The 25,721-nt window shown below is 59.8% G+C and carries 21 protein-coding genes; 13 read left to right on the forward strand and 8 right to left on the reverse strand.

What is annotated here, in order from left to right:
* Positions 1-7: 7 nt before the first annotated feature.
* The 5 genes from PPTH39_RS01880 to PPTH39_RS01900 are packed head-to-tail and all read left to right on the forward strand — an operon-like array spanning position 8 to position 4,595.
* Positions 8-1,021: an ABC transporter substrate-binding protein gene (locus PPTH39_RS01880; RefSeq protein ID WP_130871490.1), complete on the forward strand. Its 1,014-nt coding sequence runs from the start codon at positions 8-10 to the stop codon at positions 1,019-1,021.
* Complete coding sequence (locus PPTH39_RS01885; RefSeq protein ID WP_130871491.1) at positions 1,018-2,034, forward strand: FecCD family ABC transporter permease; 1,017 nt, start codon at positions 1,018-1,020, stop codon at positions 2,032-2,034. Before PPTH39_RS01880 ends, PPTH39_RS01885 begins: the two co-directional genes overlap by 4 nt.
* The gene (locus PPTH39_RS01890) at positions 2,031-2,792 is read left to right on the forward strand and encodes an ABC transporter ATP-binding protein (RefSeq protein ID WP_095024683.1); all 762 of its coding nucleotides are present in this window, start codon (positions 2,031-2,033) and stop codon (positions 2,790-2,792) included. Before PPTH39_RS01885 ends, PPTH39_RS01890 begins: the two co-directional genes overlap by 4 nt.
* Before the next feature lie 22 nt (positions 2,793-2,814).
* On the forward strand, positions 2,815-3,255 hold the full coding sequence (locus tag PPTH39_RS01895; protein WP_095038811.1) for a pseudoazurin: 441 nt from the start codon (positions 2,815-2,817) through the stop codon (positions 3,253-3,255).
* Positions 3,252-4,595: an OprD family porin gene (locus tag PPTH39_RS01900; protein ID WP_130871492.1), complete on the forward strand. Its 1,344-nt coding sequence runs from the start codon at positions 3,252-3,254 to the stop codon at positions 4,593-4,595. Before PPTH39_RS01895 ends, PPTH39_RS01900 begins: the two co-directional genes overlap by 4 nt.
* A gap of 61 nt (positions 4,596-4,656) precedes the next feature.
* Here PPTH39_RS01900 and PPTH39_RS01905 read toward each other — a convergent pair whose 3' ends face one another.
* From PPTH39_RS01905 to PPTH39_RS01915, 3 genes are all read right to left on the reverse strand, one after another.
* Entirely contained in the window at positions 4,657-5,121 is a 465-nt protein-coding gene (locus PPTH39_RS01905) for a copper chaperone PCu(A)C (protein WP_095000249.1), read from the reverse strand.
* A gap of 29 nt (positions 5,122-5,150) precedes the next feature.
* Positions 5,151-5,756: an SCO family protein gene (locus PPTH39_RS01910; protein WP_095000250.1), complete on the reverse strand. Its 606-nt coding sequence runs from the start codon at positions 5,754-5,756 to the stop codon at positions 5,151-5,153.
* Between the two features lie 278 nt (positions 5,757-6,034).
* A complete protein-coding gene (locus tag PPTH39_RS01915) occupies positions 6,035-7,438 on the reverse strand; it encodes an MFS transporter (protein WP_095019181.1) in 1,404 nt (467 codons plus the stop codon).
* Between the two features lie 124 nt (positions 7,439-7,562).
* On the opposite strand from PPTH39_RS01915, the gene PPTH39_RS01920 reads away from it, so the two are divergent.
* The 3 genes from PPTH39_RS01920 (at position 7,563) to PPTH39_RS01930 (ending at position 11,536) form a co-directional block, all read left to right on the forward strand.
* Entirely contained in the window at positions 7,563-8,222 is a 660-nt protein-coding gene (locus PPTH39_RS01920; protein WP_095019182.1) for a helix-turn-helix transcriptional regulator, read from the forward strand.
* A 99-nt stretch (positions 8,223-8,321) separates the two neighbouring features.
* Positions 8,322-10,013 carry a lipid IV(A) 4-amino-4-deoxy-L-arabinosyltransferase gene (gene arnT / locus PPTH39_RS01925; protein WP_130871493.1) on the forward strand — a complete coding sequence of 564 codons (1,692 nt, stop codon included), beginning with the start codon at positions 8,322-8,324 and terminating at the stop codon, positions 10,011-10,013.
* Positions 10,010-11,536 carry an ArnT family glycosyltransferase gene (locus PPTH39_RS01930; RefSeq protein WP_186348265.1) on the forward strand — a complete coding sequence of 509 codons (1,527 nt, stop codon included), beginning with the start codon at positions 10,010-10,012 and terminating at the stop codon, positions 11,534-11,536. The genes arnT and PPTH39_RS01930 overlap by 4 nt, the downstream gene beginning before the upstream one ends.
* Before the next feature lie 100 nt (positions 11,537-11,636).
* On the opposite strand, the gene pssA is transcribed toward PPTH39_RS01930, so the two are convergent.
* The 3 genes from pssA to PPTH39_RS01945 all read right to left on the reverse strand — a co-directional run bounded on the left by pssA (position 11,637) and on the right by PPTH39_RS01945 (position 15,486).
* Positions 11,637-12,980 carry a CDP-diacylglycerol--serine O-phosphatidyltransferase gene (gene pssA, locus PPTH39_RS01935; protein WP_095032320.1) on the reverse strand — a complete coding sequence of 448 codons (1,344 nt, stop codon included), beginning with the start codon at positions 12,978-12,980 and terminating at the stop codon, positions 11,637-11,639.
* A gap of 163 nt (positions 12,981-13,143) precedes the next feature.
* On the reverse strand, positions 13,144-14,280 hold the full coding sequence (locus tag PPTH39_RS01940) for a glycerate kinase (protein WP_095026269.1): 1,137 nt from the start codon (positions 14,278-14,280) through the stop codon (positions 13,144-13,146).
* A gap of 108 nt (positions 14,281-14,388) precedes the next feature.
* Positions 14,389-15,486 (reverse strand): sugar diacid recognition domain-containing protein, encoded by a 1,098-nt coding sequence (locus PPTH39_RS01945; protein ID WP_095000255.1) that lies wholly within the window; start codon positions 15,484-15,486, stop codon positions 14,389-14,391.
* Between the two features lie 158 nt (positions 15,487-15,644).
* Here PPTH39_RS01945 and PPTH39_RS01950 point away from each other — a divergent pair, with 158 nt between their 5' ends.
* The 3 genes from PPTH39_RS01950 to rarD (PPTH39_RS01960) all read left to right on the forward strand — a co-directional run bounded on the left by PPTH39_RS01950 (position 15,645) and on the right by rarD (PPTH39_RS01960) (position 19,248).
* A complete protein-coding gene (locus tag PPTH39_RS01950) occupies positions 15,645-16,958 on the forward strand; it encodes an MFS transporter (RefSeq protein ID WP_095000256.1) in 1,314 nt (437 codons plus the stop codon).
* 203 nt (positions 16,959-17,161) lie between these two features.
* Positions 17,162-18,046, forward strand: coding sequence for an EamA family transporter RarD (gene rarD, locus PPTH39_RS01955; RefSeq protein ID WP_095000257.1), 885 nt, complete (start codon positions 17,162-17,164; stop codon positions 18,044-18,046).
* A gap of 320 nt (positions 18,047-18,366) precedes the next feature.
* Complete coding sequence (rarD, locus tag PPTH39_RS01960) at positions 18,367-19,248, forward strand: EamA family transporter RarD (protein ID WP_095019186.1); 882 nt, start codon at positions 18,367-18,369, stop codon at positions 19,246-19,248.
* A gap of 16 nt (positions 19,249-19,264) precedes the next feature.
* On the opposite strand, the gene PPTH39_RS01965 is transcribed toward rarD (PPTH39_RS01960), so the two are convergent.
* Both PPTH39_RS01965 and PPTH39_RS01970 read right to left on the reverse strand, forming a co-directional pair.
* Entirely contained in the window at positions 19,265-20,560 is a 1,296-nt protein-coding gene (locus PPTH39_RS01965; protein ID WP_095019187.1) for an ATP-binding protein, read from the reverse strand.
* A gap of 4 nt (positions 20,561-20,564) precedes the next feature.
* The gene (locus PPTH39_RS01970) at positions 20,565-21,266 is read right to left on the reverse strand and encodes a response regulator (protein WP_095000260.1); all 702 of its coding nucleotides are present in this window, start codon (positions 21,264-21,266) and stop codon (positions 20,565-20,567) included.
* 170 nt (positions 21,267-21,436) lie between these two features.
* Here PPTH39_RS01970 and PPTH39_RS01975 point away from each other — a divergent pair, with 170 nt between their 5' ends.
* A complete protein-coding gene (locus PPTH39_RS01975) occupies positions 21,437-22,597 on the forward strand; it encodes an efflux RND transporter periplasmic adaptor subunit (protein WP_130871494.1) in 1,161 nt (386 codons plus the stop codon).
* 2 nt (positions 22,598-22,599) lie between these two features.
* Entirely contained in the window at positions 22,600-25,701 is a 3,102-nt protein-coding gene (locus PPTH39_RS01980) for an efflux RND transporter permease subunit (RefSeq protein WP_095019188.1), read from the forward strand.
* Positions 25,702-25,721: the final 20 nt, after the last annotated feature.

The raw sequence follows: 25,721 nt of genomic DNA on the forward strand, positions 1-25,721 counted from the left end.
TTGCATCATGCTGTTGCACCGCGTTGTTACGCTCATGGTCACGCTGGCCTTGCCGGCCCTGGCTCATGCGACCCCCACGCAATACCCCCTGACCCTGCAGAACTGCGCCACCCCGCTGACGTTTGAGAATGCCCCCAAAAGCGCGGTAACCATTGGCCAGGCCGGCACCGAAATGCTCTATGCCCTGGGCCTTGGTGACAGGCTGGTGGGTACTTCTTTGTGGTTCAACGATGTCCCCGTGCAATACCAGGCACAGAACGACAAGGTTGAGCGCCTGGCCGACAATGACCCGAGCTTTGAAGCCGTCATTGGGAAACGCCCGGAGCTGGTGGTCGTGCAGCTGGAGTGGATGGTGGGGCCGCAGGGTGTGGTGGGCACCCGCGAGCAGTTTCACGAACTGAAGGTACCGACTTACCTGATGCCTTCTGACTGCGAGGGCAAAGACAACCTGGTTGGCGCCGACGGCACGCGCATGCAGCCATTCAGTATCGACACTGTCTACAAGAGCATCAGCCAGCTGGCAGAGATCTTCGATGTGCAGGCGCGCGGCGAACAACTGAACAACCAGCTCAAGGCGAGCCTGGAAAAATCCATTGCCTCGCTCAAGGGCAAGGACCTGAGCGCCACCAGTGCGCTGTTCTGGTTCTCCAGTGCGGACATGGATATTGACCCATATGTTGCCGGGCGCAAGGGTATCCCCGACTTTATGCTCAACACCCTGGGCGTGCGCAATGTGGTGGAGTCCGATGAAGAATGGCCAACTGTCGGCTGGGAAACCCTGGCCAAGGCCAACCCGACATTTTTGGTCATCGCGCGCATGGATCGCCGACGCTTCCCGGCGGATGACGTCGAGAAAAAACTTGAGTTCCTGCGTACCGACCCGGTAACCCGCAATATGGATGCCGTGAAAAACAACCGCATCATTGTCCTCGATGCCCACGGGATGCAGGCCAGCCTGCGCCTGTTCGACGGCATCGAAACACTCGCAACTGCGATCAGCCGCCACGACCTGCCTAAATGACTGCACGGTTGATCACTGCCTTCGCCGCCTGTACAGCACTGCTGCTGGCTGTATTCGCCGGGGTCGCTATCGGTGAAACTCCGATCGCACCCGATGTGGTGCTGCAGGTACTGGCCAACAAACTGTGGGGCGCCGGGCATGCACTGGACCCGATCGACGAAGGCATTGTCTGGAACTATCGCCTGACCCGAGCCCTGGTGGCCGCGGCCTGCGGTGCGGGGCTGGCCATCTGCGGCGTGGTATTGCAGTCCTTGCTGCGCAACCCGCTGGCCGACCCCTACCTGCTGGGCATTTCTGCCGGGGCGTCCACAGGTGCCGTTGTGGTCGCGGTGCTTGGCCTGGGCGCCGGGGCCATTTCACTGTCGGCCGGGGCCTTTGCCGGGGCAATTTGCGCCTTTGCCCTGGTTATTCTGCTGGCACGGGCCAGCGGGCCCTCCGGTGTAAGTGCCCAGATCATCCTGGCAGGCATTGCCGGTTCTCAGTTGTTCAACGCAATCACTGCCTTTCTGATCACCAAATCGGCCAGCTCCGAGCAGGCTCGCGGGATCATGTTCTGGTTGCTGGGCAACCTCAGTGGCGTGCGCTGGCCTTCGGTATGGCTGGCAGTGCCTGCAGCGGTGCTGGGGCTGGCGGTGTGCCTGTGGCATCGACGGGCGCTGGATGCATTCACCTTTGGTGCTGACTCTGCGGCCTCATTGGGTATCCCGGTGCGCCGGGTGCAGCTATTGCTGATCAGTTGTACGGCGCTGGTGACGGCGGTGATGGTGTCGATTGTAGGCTCCATCGGTTTTGTCGGGCTGGTCATTCCCCACGCCGTGCGCTTGCTGGTCGGTACCGGGCATGGCCGCCTGCTGCCCGTCAGCGCCCTGGGCGGGGCCTTGTTCCTGATTGCCGCCGATGTGCTGTCACGCACCTTGATAAAAGGCCAGGTGATTCCCGTCGGCGTGGTCACTGCCCTGGTGGGCGCGCCCGTATTTGCGCTGATCCTGATCGGCCGGAGACATGCACGATGACGGTACTGAGTTGTAGCAACCTGAGTTACCGCGTGGGTGATGCCCAGCTGTTGCAGGGCATCACCCTCAGTGTGCAGCGCGGCGAAACCCTGGGGATAGTCGGGCCCAACGGCTCCGGCAAGTCCACATTGCTCAAGCTGCTGGCCAACCTGCGGGTGCCCGGCCAGGGCCAGGTTTTACTGCACGGGCAAGCGCTGCGCAAAATGAGCCAGCGCAACATTGCGCAAACCCTGGCGGTGGTCGAGCAGCATGCCGACACCCACGACAGCATTGGCGTTTTTGATGCCGTCGCGCTGGGCCGTACACCCTGGCTGTCGGCGCTAAGCCCGTGGTCAGCCAGGGACACGGCCATTGTCGAGCAGGCACTGGCCGATGTGGATGCTACGCATCTGCGCAACCGTACCTGGCGCGGGCTCTCGGGTGGTGAGCGACAACGCGTGCATATCGCCCGGGCCCTGGCCCAGCGCCCGCAAATCCTGTTGCTGGATGAGCCCGCCAATCATCTGGATATCCAGCATCAGCTGGCCATATTAAAAACCATACATGCCCTGCCCGTGACCACCCTGATCGCCATGCACGACCTCAATCAGGCCCTGAGCTGTGATCGCCTGGCGATTCTTGAACGTGGCCGCTTGATGGCGCTTGGTAAACCCCTTGAAGTCCTGACCACGCAACGGCTGCAGAGCACATTCGGGGTACAGGCGCATTACCTGACTGACCCTTTTGACGGCGCGCAGATCCTGCGTATGTGCGTTTGAATACTATTTAAGAGAGCCACCCATGCGTATTTCATCCCTGACCCTGCTGCTGACCACTGCCCTGCTCTGTACTTCGGCACTGGCACAAACCCACGAAGTGAAAATGCTCACCCGCAGTGCCACGGCCGGTATGGTCTATGAACCGGATTACCTGCAGATCGCCCCCGGCGACACGGTCAGGTTCATCCCCACACAAAGCGGCCACAATGCGGCCACACTGCCCGGACTGCTGCCTGAAGGTGCGCAACCGTTCAAGGGCAAGATCAACCAGGAGGTAGAGCAAACCTTCAGCGTGCCCGGCCTCTACGGCATTCAATGCACCCCGCACCTGGCCATGGGCATGGTCATGCTGATTCAGGTGGGCGAACCTTCTACCGAGCCCCCGGTGCTGCCCGCCACGTTACCCAAACGCGCGTTGGACCGTTTGACTGCTGCACTGCAACAGCAGCAGGTGGCGAAATGAGTGCCGTGGGTACGCGCTCCGCGATCCTGATCGCCCTCGCCAGCCCCCTGGCCGTGGCGGAGTCGGCCCAGGAGCAAGCCAAGGGCTTTATTGAAGACAGCACCTGGAGTGTGGTCAACCGTACGGTCTACGACAGCCGTGAGTATCGCCACGGAGCCAGCAACAGCGGCGCACGCAATGCCTATAAATCGCGCTCCGATCGCAATGGCTATGCCGAAGAGTGGGCTTACGGCTTGATGGGCACCCTGCAATCAGGCTTTACCCAGGGCCTGATCGGTGTCGGGGTGGATGCCCACGCCTATATGGGCCTCAAGCTGGACAGTGGCGGCGGTCGCGCCGGCAAGGCCCGCCTGCTTGGGCTGGACAACGACGGCTACCCCAAGGACAACTACGGCCGGGGTGGCGTGGCGCTCAAGCTGCGTATGTCAAACACGGTGCTGTCCTGGGGCGAGCAGCGGGTCAAGACCCCGGTGTTCAGCTCATCCGACAGCCGCTTGCTGCCGGAAACGGCCACGGGGGTGTTCCTCACCAGCAACGAGTTCAATGCCCTTAAAATGGTCGGTGGGCATTTCACCGAAAGCACCGACCGCAATGCCAGCAGCCACAATCAGGGCTTTGTGGTCAATTATTCCAATGGCCCCAAAGGCAATGCATTCGACCTGGCCGGGCTGGTGTATACCTCGAGCAAAAACCTCAGCGCCAGCCTTTACACCTCGCGCTACGAAGACACCTGGAACCAGCATTACCTGGGCGCCGTCTTCAGCCACGCGCTGGATGAAAACCGCTCGCTGTCGCTGAACCTCAACCTGTACCGCACAACCGATGAAGGCAAGGCGCTGTCGGGCAATATCGATAACACCACCTGGAGTTTGCTGAGCACCTATGCCCAGGGCCCGCACAGTTTCAGCGTGGGCTATCAGAAAGTGCATGGCAACACGCCATTTGATTATGTGACACGGGGCGCGATTTTCCTGACCAATGCGGTCCAGCTATCTGACTTCAACGCACCCAACGAACAATCATGGCAAGCGCGTTACGACCTGGCGATGACACCCTGGGGTATGCCGGGGCTGGTGTTCAGCGCAGCGTATGTGCGAGGTAGCCAGATTGACGGCAGCCATGTGGATCCGCGGGGCGGCTATGCGTACCTGGGCTATGGCAAAGGCGGGAAGCACTGGGAACGGGATCTCGAAGCGCGCTATGTGGTGCAGAGCGGTGCAGCCAAGGGCACCATCATGTCATTGCGACATAATGTCCATCGCGGCAATACCGCACAGGCCGAACTGGATGCGGACCAGATACGCCTGGCGGTCGAATACCCGCTGACGGGCCGGTTTTAGGTAAACCAACCGTAGCAGTTGCCGAAGGAACGAGGCTGCTGCTACGGCGTTTAACTGCGAATCAGTGCATCGAACCATGATCGTGGTGCATCGGCATGCTATTAAGTGCACGCGCCTCGGCCTTCACCTCAATCTGTTCCTTGACCCCTTTGCTGTCTTCAACAATAAGGGTCAAAGGTACCTGGTCACCGGCTTTGACCTGATTGACCAGGTCAATCAGCATCACATGGTAGCCCTCAGGTTCGATAGCCACGCTCTTGCCCGCCGGTAGCGCTACCGATGTCACTGGCTGCATGCTCATCACGTCGTTTTGCATCTTCGATTCGTGGATCTGTACGGTCTTGGCTACCGGAGAACGGACTTCAACCAGCTTGCTGTCGGTGCTCGAAGTAATGTGCATAAAGGCACCGGTCGAAGGCTGACCGGCCACGGTGGCGCGCACCCAGGCATCATCAACAACGGTTTGCGCAGAAACGTGCAGGCTCATGCCCAGCAGTGACAACAGTAGATACTTAACAGGCTTCATAGGGTTGGCTCATTCCAAAGTGCACAGGATTAGCAGACTGACATCACGGTGAGCAGGTCTTCGGCACACTGCTTGGCTGACAGTGAAGGCGACAGGCCAAGACGCAACACACCACGGGAATCGAAAACGAAACTGGTTGCGGTGTGAGACAGGGTGTAAGAGTCACCGGTAGGGATCTTCTCGTAAAACACCTTGAATTCCTTGGCCGTAGCCGCGGTTTCTTCCAGTGTGCCGGACAAGGCAATAAAGCTCGGGTCAAAGGCTTTTACATAGGCATCAAGCATCTCCGGCTTGTCGCGCTCCGGGTCCAGGGTGATAAACACCACCTGCAAGCGGTCGCCGTCGGGGCCCATCATTTTCTTCGCCTGGGCGGCACGGGCCAGGGCGGTCGGGCACACGGCCGGGCACTGGGTAAAGCCGAAGAAAATCATCGGCATCATCCCGCGAAAACTGCCCAGCATCATCTCGTTGCCTTGAGCATCCCTGAGCTTGAATTTGCGCCCGAGGATTTCATTGCTGAGGTCTTTGCCGTACTTGTATGACAAACCGCTGCCAGGGTCGCAACCTGCGATCAAGCCCAGGCTGAGCAAGCCAAGACCGGTGACTACGCGGCGGCGAGTCAGTAAATCATTCATGTCAGGTTCCTTTAAGCGGCCTTTTCCAACGGAAAAGGCCTTTAACCTGCGTATTATCAGGCAGGTGTGTACGCTGCCCGATGCCAGGAGTGACCGGCTTGGCGCGCACGATTGCTGTGGGGTAGACGTGTTGCATGGGCGCAGAATTTACCACTGTCGCTAGGCTGTCGCACGGCAGTCACGCCCCTCAATGGTGCACTACAGCGCCAGCAGCCTGTAAAACCGGGGGATGCAGCAACGCCTGCGACAAATCGACACAGGCATGATTTCTGGCGGATTCAGCGCTTTGCACTATGGGCAATCACCTGTCGCACCGTTATAAACAGCAACGCAGACAACACGGCATACAGGCCAAAGAGCCAGGCGGCAGCATTGGCGGCACCCTCCACGCCACCCGTAGCGGATAAACCGGCCATATTCGCAATCATCCCCGCCAGTGCCGCGCCAATCGCCGTGGCAATCAGTTGCACGGTGGTAATGGACGCACCGGCAATGTCCTTTTCGCTGTCAGGCACATTGGCCAGTACTCGGGTAAGCAGATGCGGCCACGCCAGCCCGATCCCTGTACCGACGCCGATCATTGCCAGGGAAACGCCGGTCAGGCTGATCAATGAACTGCCGCTTTGCGGCACACAGACAGCCGCCAGTGCCAGCCCCGACACCACAAATACGGGGCCGCAGCAGATTGCCCGGTTGGCAGATGCCAGCGCCAGGCCGCTGCTGTAAAGCGCACCAAGGGTCCAGCCGGCCGCCATCAGTGCTGCAATATAGCCCGCCACCAGCGGGGTTTGCAGATGCAGAACCTGCAAGAAGTACGGTACAAACACTTCGCTGGTCATGCCAATGACCATCAGGCTCATCGACAGATAGATCGGCAACAGCGCACTGCCAGGGCTCAGGCTGTGCTTGGGCAACATGCGGTGCCTGTCGCTGCTTTCAACACGGTACACGGCATACAGCAGTACCAGCCCGATCACCAGCCCAAGCGCGTTATACAGCGGCGATGGCTTGATGCTGCCCAGGGCAATCGCCATCACCACGCCAGTCAACAGCAACAGTTGCAGCCAGGGCAAGACCAGACGAGGTGATGCCTCGACTCTTTTCCCGGGCAGCATGGCCCAGGCCAGCAGCATAAACAGCAGGGTTACCGGGATCAGCGCCCAGAATGCTGCACGCCAGGCATCGTACTGCGCAAACACCCCGCCAACGGCCGGGCCAATCAAGGTCGCGGCGCCCCACATTCCTGAAATCAGGGCCATTGCCCTTGGCCACAGGGTTTGGTTGAACACCAGTCGGATCATTGAATATGGCAGGGCAAACAACAGTCCGCCGCCAAGGCCTTGAATGGTGCGCCCCAACACCAGCACGGCCATGTCAGGGGCGCTGCTGCACACCCCGCAACCCAGCGCAAAGACCAGCCCGGCGAGGCTATACGCGAGCCTGGGGCCAAGGGCCGACAGGCATTTGGCCGATACTACCGAGCCAATGATCGAGGCCACCACAAACAGTGTGGTGTTCCAGGCGTAGTAATCCAGCCCGCCGATATCCTTGACCACCGAGGGCAAAATGGTTGTCACCAGATACACGTTGATGGCATGCAACGCCACTCCGCCTGCCAGTGCCACCGATCGCAGCCCGTTGCGGCCCCATAGCAATGCCGACCATCCCGATGCCGTTGTCATTTCCCTTCCTTGAGTTCCATTTCGATGCAATCAGCCTATTATAAAAGCAAATGCTTTGGTAATTATTTATCCTCCAAGCGGTATGATCCCCCCATAAACCTCATTACCCTGATGACTTTGTACGATGCCCGTGACCGACTCTCCTGATATTGCACGCAACACCGGGGCCACTGCCGAGCGGATCCTGTTTCTGCTTAAAACCCGTGGGCCATTGAAAACCGCGGATCTTGGGGCAATGCTCGATATCACCCCGGAAGCTGCGCGCCAGCAGATTCAGAAGCTGGTAGACGGCGCCATGATCGTTGGCTGCCTGATGCCGCCGGTTGGGGCCGGGCGCCCTTCGCAAAAATGGGTATTGACCGATACCGCTCAAGCCAGATTCCCCAATACCCATGCGCAGCTCACGGCGCAGTTGATTGATTCAATCAAGCTGATCTACGGCAATGAAGGGATCGACAAAGTGGTCGAGAGCATGGAACTGGCCAATACCCGCGAATACGTTGCAGCCTGTGAGCAAGGGCGAAACCTGCAAGAGAAAGTTCAGGTGCTGGTGGCCATACGCGACAGCGCCGGGTATATGGCGAGCATGGAAGCTGAAGGCGAGAACTGGTTGATCATCGAAAATCACTGCCCGATCTGTGTTGCAGCGCAGCAATGCCAGGGCTTTTGCCGGGCAGAGTTGCAAGTGTTTCAGGCGGCCATCGGGGACTCGGGGCAGGTTGAGCGAACCGAACACATGATCACAGGCAGTCGCCGTTGCGTGTATCGGGTAACCCCTGCTTGACGCGCATTTTTTTCACATAGGCTTCACCTCTCCGCCACTTCCTCCCGATTAACGTGCTGGCCATAACTTACGTCGATAACAGGCGCGCAGATGGAAAGCATGGCTGGCGTTGTACCTTGCAATACCCGCACTCGAGGTGTTGAGCGCTGGGCAATACCCGGTTTGATCCTGGCTTTTGTCGTATTTTATCTTTTGCCGCTGATGAGCCACGGCTTATGGATACCTGACGAAACCCGCTATGCCCAGATCAGCCAGGAAATGCTCCATAGCGGCAACTGGGTAGCCCCACACTTTATGGGCTTGCGCTATTTCGAGAAGCCGGTTGCCGGTTACTGGATGATCGCCATCGGGCAAGCTGTATTCGGTGACAACCTGTTTGGTGTGCGGATCGCCTCGGCACTGAGTACCGGGCTGAGTGTCTGGCTGGCATGGCTGATTGCCGGGCGCCTGTGGCATGACCCGCGCAAGCGTTTTGCCAGCGCACTGCTGTATATGAGTTTTGGACTGGTGGCCGGGCAAGCCGGCTATGCCAACCTCGACCCGCAGTTCACCTTCTGGGTCAACCTCAGTCTGGTAGCACTCTGGTATGCCTTTGACAGCACCACCCGCCGCGCGCGCATCGGTGCCTGGGCCGTGCTGGGCGTGGCCTGCGGCATGGGCTTTATGACCAAGGGGTTTCTGGCCTGGTTACTGCCCGTGTTGATCGCCGCTCCCTATGCCTTGTGGCAGCGGCGCGTCAAGGAAGTGCTGAGCCATGGCCCGTTGGCGATCCTTGTCGCAGTGGCTGTCTGCCTGCCGTGGGCGCTGGCGATCCACCATCAGGAACCGGACTTCTGGCAGTTTTTTTTCTGGAACGAACACGTACGCCGTTTCAGCGCGGCCGATGCACAACATACCCAACCCTGGTGGTTCTACCTGCCGATCCTGTTGGCCGCCAGCCTGCCCTGGGCGGCCTTGCTGCCGAAAACCCTGATGGATGCCTGGAAACACAAGCGCCAACCTGCGATCGGCTTTCTGCTGTTGTGGATGCTGCTGCCACTGGCCATCTTCAGCATGAGCAAGGGCAAGCTGCCCACCTACATCATGCCGTGCCTGCTGCCTTTGGCGCTGCTGATGGGCCGAGCCGTGGTTTCATGGATTGAACAGGCAAAGGGCCGCACCCTGCGTATCAACGGCCTGTTGAATGTGCTATTGGCGGTTGCCGGCCTGGTTGGACTGGCTTACCTGCAATTCAGTCGCCCGGTGTATGAGAACACCGAGGTGTTCAGCCTGTCTCTGGTCTATATCGTGTTGCTGGGCTGGCTGCTTAGCAACGCCCTGCAAGCCCTACGCCCGCTGCTGCTGTGGGCAGCACCTGCGATGGGCATGGGTGTGCTGGTGGCGCTGTTGCCCGCTGCGATGCCGGGAGTGATCATCAACAGCAAAATGCCCGATCAGTTTATTGCCGAGCATGTACAGGAACTGAGTCAGGCCCGCACGCTGCTCAGCAATGACCTGGGCGCGGCATCGGCCCTGTCCTGGCGCCTGGGTCGGCCTGATATCACGCTCTATAACAGCACCGGAGAGCTTAAATATGGTTTGGGTTATGCCGATTCAGCCGGGCGTCAGGTTGATATGGATAGCATCGATCGCTGGATGAAGGAGGCACGTTTACGCGGCTCGGTCGGCGTGGTCATGCGCGCTCATTCGGCACTGGAAACCCACGAAGTCGAGCTGCTGCCGCTGGGTGGCAAGCGCTACGAACGCGGTGATCTCGCGATTTTCATCTTTCCCAAGGTTCAGCCTGAATGACTCTGATCAAACGCTGGAACAGCGAGCAAAAAGGCTTGCTGGTGTTGTTGGCCGTATCTGCCCTGCTCTTGTTGCTGGGCCTGGGTTCACGGGAGCTCTGGGGCCCGGAAACCCGCTGGGCCAATATCGCCCTGCAGATGCTGCAGAGCGGTGATTACCTGGATCCTTATCTGAAAGGCTCGCCCTACTACGACAAGCCCCTGCCCTCGTACTGGCTGATCACGGCAACCGCAAGCTTGATGGGTGGCCTGGGCAACTGGTCCTTGCGCCTGTCATCCGTTATTGCCGCCTGGCTAAGCGTGTGGCTGGTGTACCTGCTCGGCGAGCAGTTGTTTCGCAAGGGCACCGGGCTGATCGCTGGCTGGATGCTGGCCACGACCTTCTACTTTGTATTCTGGGCGCGGGTGGCCACGGCGGACATCCTTACGGTGTTCGGCTTGCTGGCGGCAGTCTGGTGGTACTGGCGCGGCCCCGATGACACCCGTCTGAGCCGGTACTGTGTGTTTTTCCTGTTGCTGTCCCTGACCTCGCTGCTCAAGGGGCTGATCGGTTTTATCCTGCCAGGGCTGGTGCTGTTGCCTCATCTGCTAAGTGAACAACGCTGGAAGCGTCATCTGAACCTGCGTTTGCTCCTCGCCCTGGTGGTTGCCGGGGCCGTATATATGCTGCCCTTCGTGCTGTCCCACCTGTATGGCGCGCCCACCTATGGCGAAAGCGGGCTGGAACTGGTGCTACGTGAAAACGTGGTGCGGTTCTTCAACCCCTTTGACCATATGGGGCCGATCTACACCTACCTGATCTACTTGCCGGCCTACACCCTGCCCTGGGCACCGTTCTGGATGATCGGGCTGTGGGTGGCCGTACGTCAATGGCGGCATATCGAGCCCAATACGCGGTGGCTGGTGTGGGGGCTGGGTTTGCTGTTTGTATTTTTCACCGCCAGCGGCAGCCGGCGCAGTTATTACGTGTTGCCGCTGGTGCCGTTGGCCCAGCTGCTGGCGGCCTGGTGGGTGACCCGGCGCATGGCGCAAGGCAAAACCAACCCGCGCCGCTGGAACATCGGTTTCGGCATGAGTGCGACGTTACTGCTGTTGGTGCTGGGGGTGTTCTATCCGTGGTCCAACGGCGGCGGCGGGGTTATCCAGTTTGGCCAGGATGTGAAAGCGCGGGCCAGCCAGCAGGCGCCCTGGGATCAGTGGCGCATGGTGATGATTGATGTCGACAACAAACTGCCCATGTATGTGCAGAATGAAGGCGAGCCGTTCTTCTATATCGACCAGAGCCAGGATTACCCTCGCGATGGCGACAGTGCCGGGTTAATGGCCTGGCTGGACAAAACCAGCGGCCAGCATTTCAACCCGCAACGTACGCTGATTTTTGCCCAGTACCGCAGTGGCGATCCCCTGCCCCTTGGCTACTTGAGCGTGGATCACCAGACCCTCACCAGCCAGCCGGACAATGGCGACCGGTTGTTGCACAAACGCGAAGGTGGCAGCGTGGTGTATATCCCGCAATTACCCTGACCATACCCTGTGGGAGCGGGCTTGCTCGCGATAGAAGCGACGCGGTGTACCTGTCACGGCGCGTCGATGCAATCGCGAGCAAGCTCGCTCCCACCGGTACTCAGAGAATTCGGTAGAGCAGGCGTTCGATCCGTACCCGGCTTACGCGACGCAGGAACTTGGCCACCGCTGGCGGATAATCAGCCAGGGTTTCCAGGTCCTTGAAGTTGTCGATACGTTGCGTATGGGCAAAGATAGCCTCCAGCTCCTTGCTGCGCGGCTCCAGCAACTCACGGCGTGGGTCGTCGATCAACAGGCCGTTTTCCAGATCCAGGCGGAATGCCCGTGGATTGAGGTTATTGCCGGTCAGCAAGGTGTAGCGGTCATCCACCCACATGCCTTTAAGGTGGTAGGTGTTGTCACCTTCGCGCCACAGATGCAGGTTCAACAGACCGTTGTCGATCATGCGCTGATGGCTCTTGGCGAAGCGGCGCAGGCTCAGCTCATACAGATACGGCAGCGCTGCGATAACCCGAAACGGTTCGCTCGGCGGGATATAGAAGTCGTTGGCGGTCTTGTCGCCCACCACGATATCAATCCGCACTCCACGTTCCAGAGCCCGGTTGATTTCACGAGTCACCGGCAATGGCAGGTTGAAGTACGGGGTGCAGATGGTCAGCTGTTGCTGGCTGCTGGCGATCAGTTCACAAATAACCCGGCTCAGCTGATTGTTTTTACCCACCCCCAGTAGCGGGCTGACCGACAGGCCAAAGTGGCCGACAGTCCCGGCGCTGGTATCGTAGCTGGCTTTTTTCAGGTGGCTGCGAAAGTCCCCGATAGCGCTGCGCAGGCTGCGAGTGGTAGGCAACGTGGGCAGGTCGAGGCGATGCACGGCCTTGCTCTCGATCAGATCATGCTGGACAAAGTGCTGCATGCTGTCAGCCAGCGGTTTGTTGTGCAGCAGGTGGTAACGGTCGAAGCGATACTTTTCGAGCTTGTGCAGGTACACGTTGTTCAGGCTTGCACCGCTGTAGATCACGCAGTCATCCACGATAAAGCCCTTGAGATGCAGCACCCCGAACAGTTCGCGGGTCTGCACCGGCACGCCATAAATCGGCACATGGGTGTCGTGGGCTGCGGTTTGTGCCTGATACCAGGCCGCGTTGCCGGGCTGTTTGCCTGCACCGATCAACCCGCGCTGGGCGCGCAGCCAGTCAACCACCACGGCAATTTCCAGCTCGGGGCGCGCGGCCTTGGCGGCGTGCAGGGCATCGAGGATCTCCTGCCCGGCTTCGTCCTGTTGCAGGTACAAGGCCACCAGCGTGATGCGATGGCGTGCACCTGCAATCTGCTCCAGCAGGCAGCGGCGAAAATCCGCAGGGCTGGGCAAGATGCTCAGCGCATCGGCGGACAACGGAAAGCTGCGCAGTTTAGGCAGCAAGGAGCGTTTGAAGAGCGACGGCATAGGGCTCGCTAAGGGTCGAATGCGAAGAGCCGCAAAGCTTACACGATTCTGTGATGTGTAGCCTCAATGCGGGAGCTGGCTTGCCTGCGATGCAAACGACGCGGTCGATCTGGCAAACCACAGCGATGCTTTCGCGAGCAAGCCCGCTCCCACAGGGGGGGATTTAACCCCGGGCCAGGATCAGCAACCGCGCAATATCCCGCGCCCGGTCGGTGAGCAATGGTGCTGCCCGGGCGCAGGCGTCCTGCAGGGTCATCGGGCCGCTGGCAATTGCAAATGCCGCGTTGATGCCGTGCTCATACAGCGCCTGATACCCCTCGCCCAACGTGCCGGCCAATACCACCACCGGGACCCCTTCAGCGCGGGCGATGCTCGCCACGCCAAAGGGGGTTTTGCCGCGCAGGGTCTGGGCATCGAAACGGCCTTCACCGGTGATCACCAGGTCTGCGCCCTTCACCGCTTCTGCCAACCCTACAAGCTCGGCCACTACTTCAACCCCGGCGCGAAACTGCGCGCCGAAGAACGCCTTGGCAGCAAACCCCAGCCCGCCGGCAGCGCCCGAGCCCGGCTCGTGTCGCACATCCTTGGGCAGCACGTTTGCACAGTGATCGGCAAAGTGCCCCAGCGCCTGATCCAGCAAGCGCACCTGTTCGGCGGATGCGCCTTTTTGCGGGCCGAAGATTGCCGAAGCACCGTGCTCGCCACACAGCGGGTTGTTGACGTCGGCGGCAATTTCAAAGCGTACTTCGGCCAGGCGCGGGTCCAGGCCTGACAGTTCGATACGCGCCACATGGGCCAGCGCCAGGCCGCCACGCGGCAGGTGATTGCCCTGGGCATCGAACAAGCCCAGACCCAGGGCCTGCAACGCGCCTGCCCCGGCGTCGTTGGTTGCACTGCCGCCGATAGCCAGGATCACCCTGCGGGCACCGGCGTCCAGGGCAGCCTTGATCAGTTCGCCAGTACCGAAGGTGCTGGTGATGCAGGCATTGCGCTGCTCCGGCTTGAGCAGTTGCAAGCCGCTGGCTTCGGCCATTTCGATGATGGCTGTGTGGCTGTCCGGCAACCAGCCCCAATGGGCCTCGACCGGCGCGCCCAGAGGGCCTTGCACATGATTGCGGCGCAACTGGCCATTACCGGCGGCGACAATCGCTTCGACCGTGCCTTCACCACCATCGGCCATCGGGCATTTGACCAACTGCGCGTGGGGCATGGCATCAGCCAGACCGGCAGCGATCGCATCGGCGACTTTTTCGGCACTCAGACTGTCTTTGAACGAGTCGGGGGCAATCACGATTTTCATGGGGCGCATCTCCAGTTCTTATGCCATCCATGCTGCCAGTAACCGGGCATAAACACGCCAGTCGGGCGCACAAGCAATCACGGGCTTTGTTGTTCATTTGGACAACGCTCAGCTCTGGGGCAGTAACTGCACCCCCAGATAAAGGGCCAGCATGCCATTGAGGCTCAAGGGGTCGACGCCGCTCAATTCCGCGATGCGCTCCATCCGATAACGCAGGCTGTTGCGATGAATCCCCAGCGCATCGGCGCAGGCCTGGCTCTGGCCGTCGTGCTCGCACCAACTGCGCAGTGTGGTAATCAATTGGCCATTGGCGTCCTTGGCCACTACTTTGTGCAGCGGGCCAAGCAGTTCTTCCAATGCATCATCATTGCGATGGCGCCACAGCATTACCGGCAAGCGATAGCGATCAAGGGTTAACAACCGGGTGTGCGGCAGCACATCACGGCCATAGGCCAGCAAATCCCCCACCCGGCGGTAACAGCGGCGCAACCCCTTGAGCGCATCGGCCTGCCCGCCCGCAGCAATGCGCAATACCTGCCAGCCCTGGCCGTCGAGCCTCTCCAGCAAACGCAGATCATCCAGTGCAGCGGTTGCAGGGCGGCACCACAGCAGGGACCCGGTTGCCGGGCACACACACCAGCTGTCCGGGTAGCGTGATTGCAACCAGGCACTCAAAGCCTCGGCACTTTGTCCCTTGCCCAGCTCGAACAGATAGGGGATGCGAGACAGCTGCGGCTTGAGCCCCAGCTGCTGGGCCTCATCAATCAGGCGCGGGGAGTCACCGCCCTCGCTGAGCAGCAAAGCCACCAAGTCATCACAACGCTGGCGTCGCCATTGTTGCTCGGCCTGCTGAAAGCGCTGGCCCACCAGCATTTCGGCGGTCATGCGCACCAGTTCGGCATAGGTGCGCAGCAGCTCGGGCTCGCCAGTCAGGCCCAGCACCCCGATCAGTCGCTGGTCGAGCAGCAGTGGCAAGTTGATACCCGGCTGCACGCCCTTAAGGCATTTGGCCGTTTGTGCGTCGATTTCCACCACCCGTCCATTGGCCAGCACCAATTGCGCCCCTTCGTGCCGGGTATTGATACGCTCGGGCTCGCCACTGCCCAGGATCAGGCCCTGGCTGTCCATAACGTTTACGTTGTAAGGCAAAATGGCCATCGCACGGTCAACGATGTCCTGCGCCAAATCGTGGTCCAGTTCAAACATGGGGTGACTATCCTTGGGTACATTTGTTCACGGGCACAGAGCGCTTGGCGAAATGCTGTGCGACAGCACAAAGACAGCAGCGTTGTGGTGACCGAGACTCAAGCTGCGGTCAACGTTACCCCTGGATCGTGAAAAAACATAATAAAGAGAGACATAAGATGTCACAGAGCGCCACCGCATCGCTGATCAGCGATGACGATAAAAACGCCATCTACAAACGCATCACCCTGCGCTTGATTCCGTTTATTTTTATCTGCTATCTGTTCAATTACCTCGACCGGGTAAACGTTGGCTTTGCCAAATTACAGATGCTTGACGCCCTCAAGTTCAGCGAAACGGTCTACGGCCTGGGTGCCGGGATCTTCTTTATCGGCTACGTCTTGTGTGGCGTACCGAGCAATCTGGCCCTGACCCGATTCGGTCCAAGGCGCTGGATTGCAGTGATGATGATCAGTTGGGGCACACTGTCGACCTGCCTGATGTTTGTCACCACGCCTACTGGCTTCTATACCCTACGCCTGCTGACCGGCGCGGCTGAAGCGGGCTTTTTCCCGGGCGTGGTGCTGTATCTGTCGCAGTGGTTCCCGACGTTTCGTCGTGGCCGGATCATGGCGCTGTTCATGTGTGCCATTCCTGTTTCGGGCTTGATCGGTGGGCCGTTCTCCGGCTGGATCCTCAGCCACTTCGCTGCAGGCCAGGGCGGCCTTGCCGGCTGGCAGTGGATGTTCCTGCTGCAAGGCGTGCCTACAGTGTTGCTGGGCGGCCTGGCGATCTACCTGCTCAGTGACAGTTTTGCCAACGCCAAATGGCTGGGTGCCCACGAGCGGGCGGTACTGGAAGCCGACCATCGCCTGGACGCGGACAGCAAGCCGGCCTCTTCCACCGATTCGCTGCTGGCAGTGTTCAAAAACCCGGCCATCTGGGCCTTTGGCCTGATTTACTTCTGCATCCAGAGTGGCGTGTACGCGATCAACTTCTGGCTGCCGTCGATCATCAAGAACCTGGGTTTCAGCGACACCCTGGTGATTGGCTGGATCAGCGCCATTCCCTACCTGCTGGCAGCGGTATTTATGCTGCTGGTCGGGCGCTCGGCAGACCTGCACAAAGAGCGGCGCTGGCACCTGGTGGTGCCGATGCTGATGGGTGCGCTGGGGCTGGTGATTGCGGTGAATTTCGCCACCCAGCCGGCCATAGCGATTCTGGGCCTGACCATTGCCACCATGGGTGCACTGACCGGTTTGCCGATGTTCTGGCCGGTACCGACGGCGATGCTCAGCGCAGGGGCGGCCGCAGGCGGCCTGGCACTGATCAACTCAATGGGGCAAATGGCCGGTTTCCTCAGCCCGTATCTGGTGGGTTTTGTCAAAGACGCCACCGGTTCCACCGACGTGGCGCTGTACTTGCTGGCAGCGGTCATTGTGGGTGGCAGCCTGCTGGCACTGCGCATGACCCGTGGAATCAAAAACGCATAATCAAGCACAACCTGTGGGAGCCGGGCTTGCCCGCGATGGCAACACCGCGGTCTGACAGACAGACCGCGGCGTCTGCATCGCAGGCAAACCAGCTCCCACTGATTATCTGGCGTCCACAATCAATCAAGCATTTGCCCTGCAGCGCGCAGAGCCTCAAGCTACGCACTTCTAATAATCAAAATGCGTGTTTCAACGAGGCTGTTGTGTCCAAAGGTATTGTTCTGTCTGTTCTGGCATCGAGCCTGTTCGGTGTCATGTATTACTTCACATCCCTGCTCTGGCCCTTGAGCGGCGCCGAGATCTTCGGCTGGCGGATGCTCCTGACCCTGCCCTGCATGACCCTGTTCATGTGTTTTTCCGGTGATTGGCGGCTAGTGCCGGTGATTTTCTCGCGGCTGCGCCAACAACCGAAATTCCTTGCCGTGCTGTTGGCGTCCAGTGCCCTGGTGGGCGTGCAACTCTGGTTGTTTCTGTGGGCACCGCTCAACGGCCACAGCCTGGACGTTTCGCTGGGTTACTTCCTGTTGCCGCTGACCATGCTGCTCACCGGGCGCCTGGTGTATGGCGAGCAGTTGTCCCATCTGCAAAAAATCGCGGCTGCGCTGGCAACCCTGGGGGTTGCCAACGAGGTGTATCGAGTGGGTGGGTTCTCCTGGACCACATTGGTGGTGGCCATCGGGTACCCCTTGTACTTCGTGCTGCGCAAGCGCTCAGGCACCGACAACCTCGGCGGCCTGTGGGTCGACATGTTGCTGTTGATGCCGGTGGCCTGGTGGTTTGTGCAAAGCGGCGAACAAGGCTTTGATGTGGCCAGCCATCGCCCGGCACTGTACGCGCTGATTCCGGTTCTGGGAGGCATCAGTGCCCTGGCCCTGATCAGCTATATCCTCGCCAGCCGCATGCTCGCATTCAGCCTGTTTGGCCTGCTCAGTTATGTCGAACCGGTATTGCTGGTGCTGGTGGCGTTACTGCTGGGTGAAAGCATCAGCGCCGGGCAATGGCTGACCTACCTGCCGATCTGGCTGGCCGTGCTGGTGTTGATTTTTGAAGGCTTCAAGCATCTGGTACGCCAGCGCCGTTCTGTGTAAACAGTGGGAGCGAGCCTGCTCGCGAAGGCATCACTGCGATTTCCTGCAATGCTCGCGTTGCCTGCTTCGCGAGCAGGCTCGCTCCCACAATCTGCCCTTTTGCACCGTAACAGCCCACCGTTAATCAGTTTTTTTCAAAACACGAACGCACGTTTTAAACGACTTTGGCCCATTAATTGCTTGCGATTTTCAAAGTTAAACATCACCAACAAGAATTACTCCCAAGTAACTGGTTTAAAAGGCGTTTGCCAATGACCGCCAACAGCCTCAAGCTATGCGCCCACTCACACGAGTAACGTTGTAGATCCATTGAGGTTGTTGTGTCTAAAGGCATTGTTCTATCGATTTTGGCTTCCTGTCTGTTTGGCGTTCTGTACTGGTTCACTTCCCTTCTCTGGCCCCTCGATGGCCAGGAAATCTTCGGCTGGCGAATACTGATCTCGCTGCCCTTCATGACCCTGTTTATCTGCCTCTCTGGCGACTGGAAATGGGTTCCTATAATTTTCAAACGCTTACGCGATAAACCTCTACTGATTCCTTGCGTGCTGCTTACCAGTTTCCTGGTCGGTCTACAGCTGTGGATGTTTATGTGGGGGCCGCTCAATGGACACGGTCTGGATGTGTCGCTGGGTTACTTCCTGTTGCCCCTGACAATGATCCTCACCGGCCGCATTGTGTACGGCGAGCACCTGTCGCACCTGCAGAAAATCGCCACGGCCCTGGCCGTGGTCGGCGTGGCCAATGAGCTGTATCGCACCGGCGGCTTCTCCTGGACGACCCTGGTGGTGGCCATCGGCTACCCGATGTACTTCGTGCTGCGCAAGAAGATCGGCATCGACAACCTGGGTGGCCTCTGGCTGGACATGTTGCTGATGGTTCCGGCGTCCCTGTGGTTTGTGCTGGCAGGGCCGCATATCGACCTTGGCGAGCAACGCCAGGCACTGTATGCGCTGGTGCCGCTGATGGGCATTATCAGTGCTGCGGCAGGCTTCTCGTACATCCTGGCCAGCCGACTGCTGCCCTTCAGCTTGTTTGGCTTGCTCAGCTATGTCGAGCCGGTGCTGCTGGTCGCTGTCGCCCTGTTGCTGGGCGACAGCCTGGAAGAGGGCCAATGGCTGACCTATGGCCCTATCTGGCTCGCGGTGGTCGTGCTGATTATTGAAGGCTTGAAGCATGTGAGTCGCCAGCGACGTTCCATCTAGGTCGCAGTCTCCTTCTTCAGGCCGGCAACCAGAGCTTGAAGCGGGCGCCGCCCAGAGGCGATTGTTCGACATTCAGCGTCCCGCCCTGCGCTTGCAGGGCGCGACGACTGATCGCCAGGCCCAGGCCGAAGCCCCCGGTTGCCCGGTCGCGACTGCGATCCAGGCGGTAGAACGGCTCAAAAATTCGCTCGCGTTCCTGTTCGGGAATGCCGATGCCATCGTCATCTACCCACATCTCACAGCCTTGCGCAGTGACGCTTACACCCACCTGAATTCGTCGGTCGCAATAACGCATGGCATTGCGCAACAGGTTTTGCAGCGCCCGGGCAGTCAGGTGCGGATCAAGAGCAAAACGCTCCTGCGCACCGTGTAACAACACATCCAGCACGATTTCGGGCGCTTCGAGCTCCTCATCGAAACTGCCGAGGATGCTGTCGATAAACTCGTCCAGCGAGACCTCTACCCTTTCCGGCATCAAAGCCGGGTTTTGCAGGCGGCTGAATGACAGCAGCTCAAGCACCAGCCCATCCAGTTCGCGAATATGCCCCACCAGCACTTGCAGGCGCTCACGGCTGGCCCGGGGCAAGTCGTCGCACAAAACCAGGGCCAGGCCGAAGTCCAGGCGCGTCAATGGCGTACGCAACTCGTGGGATACCGCATTGAGCAAGTCCCGCTGCTGGTTGAGCAGGTGCTCGACATCCTGCGCCATGGCATCAAACACCGTGGCCAGCCCGTGAATATTGGAACGTTGGGAGATCTGCGTACGCTCGCTCAGTTGCCCCTGACCGATACGTGCCGCGGTCAGTTTGAGCCGCTCCAGGTCGCGCCAGTGCGGTCGAAGCCAAAGCAGCAAGCCACCGAGCATGGCGGCACCGATCAGTACGTTGATGCTCCAATACAGCACATTCATGTCAAAGGGGTCTGGCGGCATGACCCATTCGATTGCAACCTGATCGTCCAGCGGTGAAACCACCAGCGTACGCCAGCCCCACTCGCCAATGCGCAACACGCCCTGCCCCTGCTTCAACTGCTGTTGCTCGTCGGCAGTGAACTTGGCATCGCTAATGGGCAGCAGATTGACCCGTATCGGCTGGAACTGCGTGTCGATTTCTCGGGCGAGTTCAGGCCATTGCTCAGGGGGCAGATGATGGAACTGTTTGACCAGCAAGGCCTGCATGCCCCGCGACATGTCGATGTTGTAGTTCATGAAGCGCTCATGAAACAGCGACACGATCACCCCGGGGATCAGGTAACTGGCCGTGGCAAACGTCACGATGGTCACCAGATACAGGCGTATCAGAATCTTGAGCATGGATTCAGCATTCCCATTCCGAGCGACTGAACAGGTAGCCCTTGCCCCATACGGTCTTGATCTTGCGCGCTTCGCCGGCGCAGTCATCGAACTTGCGCCGCAGCTTGGAAATGGCCACATCGACCGAGCGATCAGTACCGTTGAACTCAATGCCACGCAGACGCTGCAGAATCTGGTCACGGCTCAGCACTTCGCCGGCATGCCGGGCCAGCACCACCAGCAGGTTGTACTCGCCGCTGGACAACTCGATCATCTGCCCGCGCCAACTGACGGTGCGTTCCGACAGGTCGATGCACAGGTTGCCGATAACGATACGGTCACTGGCTACTTGCGGCTCGGCCAGGCTGCTGCGACGCAAAAGAGTGCGTACCCGGGCCAACAACACCCGTGGCTCGCAAGGTTTTGTCACATAATCGTCGGCCCCCATCTCTAGCCCCAGCACCTGATCATGGCTATCGTCGCGGGCTGTCAACATCAGGATCGGCAGGCTTGCTGACTCGGTACGGAGCAAACGGCAGACTTGCAGGCCATCAAGGCCTGGCAACATCAGGTCAAGAATGACCAGGTCAGGCGGGTTGCTTCTCGCCCTGTCACAGACTTGATCACCTCGGGCAATCACGCTGACTTGATAGCCATTGCGCTCCAGATAGCTGGCAATCAGCTCCGAAAGTGCGGCATCGTCTTCGACCAGCAAAATAGTGGGCATAATAACTGCTTACAACCGGGGGAAACCCGAAGGATATACAACCTGGCAGGGATAGCCGCATAACCTTCACACTTTTTCACACTCCCTCTACATAGCTTCACAACGCCCCTTGCGTGCTGCGCTTAGCATGCCAAACAGAAACATCCCGCATATTTCAGAAGGCACGATCGTTGAAAAAGCTCTTCGCCCCTCTATTTCTCACGGCCCTGGCCCTGGCCCTGGCCATCAGTGCCTGTGACAAAAGTCCGGTCGCTGAAACCCGACCTCCTTTGGCCAAAGTGCGCAGCGAAGTCATCGCTACGGCGCCGCTGTCGGTCAATAACGAATTGAGCGGGCGCGTGGTCGCCCCGCGCGTGGCGCAAGTCAGTGCCCGTGTTGCAGGCGTGGTGCTCAAGCGCGTGTACATCGAAGGCAGTGAAGTCAAACAGGGCGACGTGCTGTTTTTGATCGACCCTGCACCGTTTCAGGCCGATCTGGACAGTGCTCAGGCAGCATTGCGCAAATCCGAGGCAGTGGCCCTGCAGGCAAAACTGCAGGACCAGCGGTATGCCGAGCTGATCGGCATCAATGCCATCAGCCGCCAGGATCATGACAACGCACGGGCAGCGGCCCAACAGGCCAACGCCGATGTGGCTGCCAACAAGGCCGCGGTCCAGCGGGCAAAGCTGAACCTGGGCTATGCCACTGTGACCGCGCCGATTTCCGGGCGCATTGGCCGGGCGCTGGTTACGGAAGGTGCACTGGTTGGCCAGGGCGAGGTCACGCCAATGGCGCGCATCCAGCAACTGAACCCGATCCATGTCGACCTCACCCAGTCCACCCGCGACCTGGACAACCTGCGTGAAGCTTTCCGCGCTGGCGAATTGCAACAAGTTGGCAAGCAACAGGCCAGGGCCACCCTGATTCGTGACAATGGCAGCCTCTACCCGTTGCCGGGCAAGCTGCTGTTCACCGACGTCACCGTGGACCCGAGCACCGGGCAGATCATTCTGCGCAGCGAGTTCCCCAACCCGGACTACGACCTGTTGCCCGGCAGCTTTGTGCGGGTACGCCTGGAACAGGCCGTCAACAAGGAAGGCATCAGCGTGCCGCAACGGGCAATCCTGCGCGACAGCGCCGGCATCGCCCAGGTGCTGCTGATCGATGCCGACAACCGCGTGCAGCTGCAACCGGTACAACTGGGCGGCGCGCAGAATGATCGCTGGGCGGTCACGTCCGGGCTTAAGGCCGGTGACCGGATTGTCACTGAAGGCCTGCAACACGCCCGCCCGGGCGAACAAGTACAAATAGATGACCCGACACTTCCTCTCGCACACTCCACGGATCGGTGAGCATGCCGCAGTTCTTTATCGACCGCCCGGTCTTTGCCTGGGTCGTTGCGTTGTTCATTATGCTGGCGGGGGCTTTGGCCATCCCGCAGCTGCCCGTCGCCAAATACCCCGATGTGGCACCGCCGCAGGTCGAGGTGTACGCGATTTACCCCGGCGCCTCGGCACAAACCCTGGACGAAAGCGTAGTCAGTCTGATCGAGCAGGAGCTCAACGGTACCGACGGCCTGCTCTATTTCGAATCCCAAAGCAGCCTGGGCAGTGCCAGCATTACCGCGACGTTCAAACCCGGCACTGACCCGGAAATGGCCCAGGTGGATGTCCAGAACCGCCTTAAAGCGGTGGAATCACGCCTGCCCCAGGCGGTTATCCAGCAAGGCTTGCAGGTGGAGAAGATCTCCTCGGGCTTTCTGATGCTGGTGACCCTGACCGCCGACAGCACCAGCACGCTGGACGAGGTCGCGCTAAGCGACTACCTGGCGCGCAACGTGATGAACGAGGTCAAGCGTATCGACGGCGTCGGCAAGGCCCAGCTGTATGGTGCCGAGCGGGCCATGCGCATCTGGATCGACCCGCATAAGCTGATCGGTTTCAACCTGACCCCAGCGGATGTCAACCAGGCCATTGCCAGCCAGAACGCCCAGGTATCGGCAGGCAGCATCGGCGACTTGCCGGGTCGTTCTACCCAGGAAATAACCGCCACGGTACTGGTCAAGGGTCAGCTCTCAACCCCGCAAGAGTTTGCCGATATTGTCCTGCGCGCCAACCCGGACGGTTCAACCGTGCGCGTCAGCGATGTGGCCCGGGTTGAGATCGGTAGCCAGGAATACCAGTACGGCACCCGCTTGAACGGCAAGTCGGCCAGCGCCTTCAGCGTCAAGCTGGCCCCGGAAGCCAACGCGCTGAATACCGGCAACCTGATTCGCGCCAAGATGGACGAGCTCAGCCGCTACTTCCCGGCCGGTGTCGAGTACACCATCCCCTATGACACCACGCCCTTTGTCAAAGTCTCGATTACCAAGGTCATCTACACCCTGGTCGAAGCCATGGTGCTGGTGTTTCTGGTGATGTACCTGTTCTTGCAGAACATTCGCTACACCCTGATCCCGACCCTGGTGGTGCCGGTGGCGCTGATGGGCACGTTCGCCACGATGCTGGTACTGGGATTCTCGATCAACGTCCTGACCATGTTCGGCATGGTGCTGGCCATCGGCATTCTGGTGGACGATGCCATTGTGGTGGTGGAGAACGTCGAGCGGATCATGGTCAGCGAGGGGTTGTCGCCCCGCGAGGCCACACGCAAGGCGATGACCCAGATCAGCGGCGCGATTGTCGGCATCACCCTGGTGCTGGTGGCCGTGTTTATTCCGATGGCATTCATGCCGGGCTCGGTGGGGGTTATTTACCAGCAGTTCTCGCTGTCGATGGCGACCTCGATTCTGTTCTCGGCATTTCTGGCCCTGTCATTGACCCCGGCGCTGTGCGCAACCCTGCTCAAGCCGATCGCCAAGGGCGAGCATCACGCCAAGGGCGGGTTTTTTGGCTGGTTCAACCGCAAGTTCGAGCACCTGAGCGCAGGTTATGAAAACTGGGTGGTGCATCTGATCAAGCGCAGCGGCCGCTATCTGCTGCTATATGGTGCTTTGCTGGTGGTTCTGGTGTTGTGCTTTGCTCGCCTGCCCTCGTCTTTTTTACCGGTCGAGGATCAGGGTTACATCATCACCGATATCCAGTTGCCACCCGGTGCCAGCCAGAACCGCACAATCAACGTGGTCGAGCAGATCGAGGCCCACAACGCCAGCGAGACCGGCGTGGGCAACACCACGATGATTCTGGGTTTCAGCTTCTCGGGCAGCGGGCAAAACGCGGCACTGGCCTTCACCACCCTGAAGGACTGGTCGCAACGCGGCGCCAAAGACTCGGCGTCTGCCATCGCCGATCGGGCCAACGCTGCCTTCAGTGAAATCAAGGACGCGATTGCCTTTGCCATCTTGCCACCCCCGGTCAGCGGCCTGGGTACGTCCAGTGGTTTTGAGTTCCGCCTGCAAGACCGCGGCGGGGTCGGTTATGACGCCTTGATGCAAGCCCGCAGCGAACTGCTGGCACTGGCGGAAAAAAGCCCGGTGCTGGCCAATGTCCGCGAAGAAGCACTGGCAGAGAGCCCGCAAGTGCAGCTGGAGGTCGATCGCAAGCGCGCCAATGCGCTGGGCATCTCCTTTGCAGACATCGGCGCAGTGCTGTCTACCGCCGTAGGGTCGGCCTATATCAACGACTTTCCGAACCAGGGGCGCATGCAGCGGGTCGTGGTGCAGGCTGAAGGCGACCAGCGCAGCCAGGTCGAAGACTTGCTGAAAATCAATGTGCGCAACGACCAGGGCAAGATGGTACCGCTCTCGGCCTTTGTCGAGGCCCGCTGGATCCAGGGGCCATCGCAGTTGACCCGCTACAACGGTTACCCGGCGATCAGCATCTCCGGCGAGTCGGCTGCCGGCCACAGCACCGGCGAGGCGATGGTAGAAGTGCAGCGTCTGGTCGACCAGTTGCCTGCAGGTCTGGGGCTGGAATGGACCGGCCTGTCCTTGCAGGAGCAGGTTTCCGGGGCGCAGGCACCGGTTCTGCTGGCCTTGTCGCTGCTGATCGTGTTCCTGTGCCTGGCAGCGTTGTACGAGAGCTGGTCGATACCGACTGCGGTGTTGCTCGTAGTGCCATTGGGCGTCCTGGGCGCCGTGCTGGCAGTCACGCTGCGCGGGATGCCCAATGACGTATTCTTCAAAGTAGGCCTGATTACGATTATTGGTTTGTCCGCGAAGAACGCCATCTTGATCATCGAGTTTGCCAAGACGCTGTACGACGAAGGCCATGATCTGGTGGACGCTACCGTGCAAGCCGCCCGCCTTCGTCTACGGCCGATTGTCATGACATCGCTGGCGTTTATCCTCGGTGTAGTGCCACTGGCCATTGCCACGGGGGCCAGCTCGGCCAGCCAGCAGGCCATCGGTACGGGGGTGATTGGCGGCATGATCGTCGCCACCCTGGCAGTGGTATTTGTGCCAGTGTTCTTCGTTGTTGTAATGAAACTGACAAGAAGTAAACCTCGTCAGCGTTAAGCCAGCGCGCTGCGTGCTAA

The organism is Pseudomonas bubulae, assembly GCF_900618535.1.
Taxonomy (GTDB): domain Bacteria; phylum Pseudomonadota; class Gammaproteobacteria; order Pseudomonadales; family Pseudomonadaceae; genus Aquipseudomonas; species Aquipseudomonas bubulae.

Excerpts from the sequence above, each read along its gene's own strand:
- PPTH39_RS01880 (WP_130871490.1), top strand. The coding sequence starts at position 8 with ATGCTGTTGCACCGCGTTGTTACGCTCATGGTCACGCTGGCCTTGCCG.
- PPTH39_RS01885 (WP_130871491.1), top strand. The coding sequence starts at position 1,018 with ATGACTGCACGGTTGATCACTGCCTTCGCCGCCTGTACAGCACTGCTG.
- PPTH39_RS01890 (WP_095024683.1), top strand. The coding sequence starts at position 2,031 with ATGACGGTACTGAGTTGTAGCAACCTGAGTTACCGCGTGGGTGATGCC.
- PPTH39_RS01895 (WP_095038811.1), top strand. The coding sequence starts at position 2,815 with ATGCGTATTTCATCCCTGACCCTGCTGCTGACCACTGCCCTGCTCTGT.
- PPTH39_RS01900 (WP_130871492.1), top strand. The coding sequence starts at position 3,252 with ATGAGTGCCGTGGGTACGCGCTCCGCGATCCTGATCGCCCTCGCCAGC.
- PPTH39_RS01905 (WP_095000249.1), bottom strand. The coding sequence starts at position 5,121 with ATGAAGCCTGTTAAGTATCTACTGTTGTCACTGCTGGGCATGAGCCTG.
- PPTH39_RS01910 (WP_095000250.1), bottom strand. The coding sequence starts at position 5,756 with ATGAATGATTTACTGACTCGCCGCCGCGTAGTCACCGGTCTTGGCTTG.
- PPTH39_RS01915 (WP_095019181.1), bottom strand. The coding sequence starts at position 7,438 with ATGACAACGGCATCGGGATGGTCGGCATTGCTATGGGGCCGCAACGGG.
- PPTH39_RS01920 (WP_095019182.1), top strand. The coding sequence starts at position 7,563 with ATGCCCGTGACCGACTCTCCTGATATTGCACGCAACACCGGGGCCACT.
- arnT (WP_130871493.1), top strand. The coding sequence starts at position 8,322 with ATGGCTGGCGTTGTACCTTGCAATACCCGCACTCGAGGTGTTGAGCGC.
- PPTH39_RS01930 (WP_186348265.1), top strand. The coding sequence starts at position 10,010 with ATGACTCTGATCAAACGCTGGAACAGCGAGCAAAAAGGCTTGCTGGTG.
- pssA (WP_095032320.1), bottom strand. The coding sequence starts at position 12,980 with ATGCCGTCGCTCTTCAAACGCTCCTTGCTGCCTAAACTGCGCAGCTTT.
- PPTH39_RS01940 (WP_095026269.1), bottom strand. The coding sequence starts at position 14,280 with ATGAAAATCGTGATTGCCCCCGACTCGTTCAAAGACAGTCTGAGTGCC.
- PPTH39_RS01945 (WP_095000255.1), bottom strand. The coding sequence starts at position 15,486 with ATGTTTGAACTGGACCACGATTTGGCGCAGGACATCGTTGACCGTGCG.
- PPTH39_RS01950 (WP_095000256.1), top strand. The coding sequence starts at position 15,645 with ATGTCACAGAGCGCCACCGCATCGCTGATCAGCGATGACGATAAAAAC.
- PPTH39_RS01965 (WP_095019187.1), bottom strand. The coding sequence starts at position 20,560 with ATGCTCAAGATTCTGATACGCCTGTATCTGGTGACCATCGTGACGTTT.
- PPTH39_RS01970 (WP_095000260.1), bottom strand. The coding sequence starts at position 21,266 with ATGCCCACTATTTTGCTGGTCGAAGACGATGCCGCACTTTCGGAGCTG.
- PPTH39_RS01980 (WP_095019188.1), top strand. The coding sequence starts at position 22,600 with ATGCCGCAGTTCTTTATCGACCGCCCGGTCTTTGCCTGGGTCGTTGCG.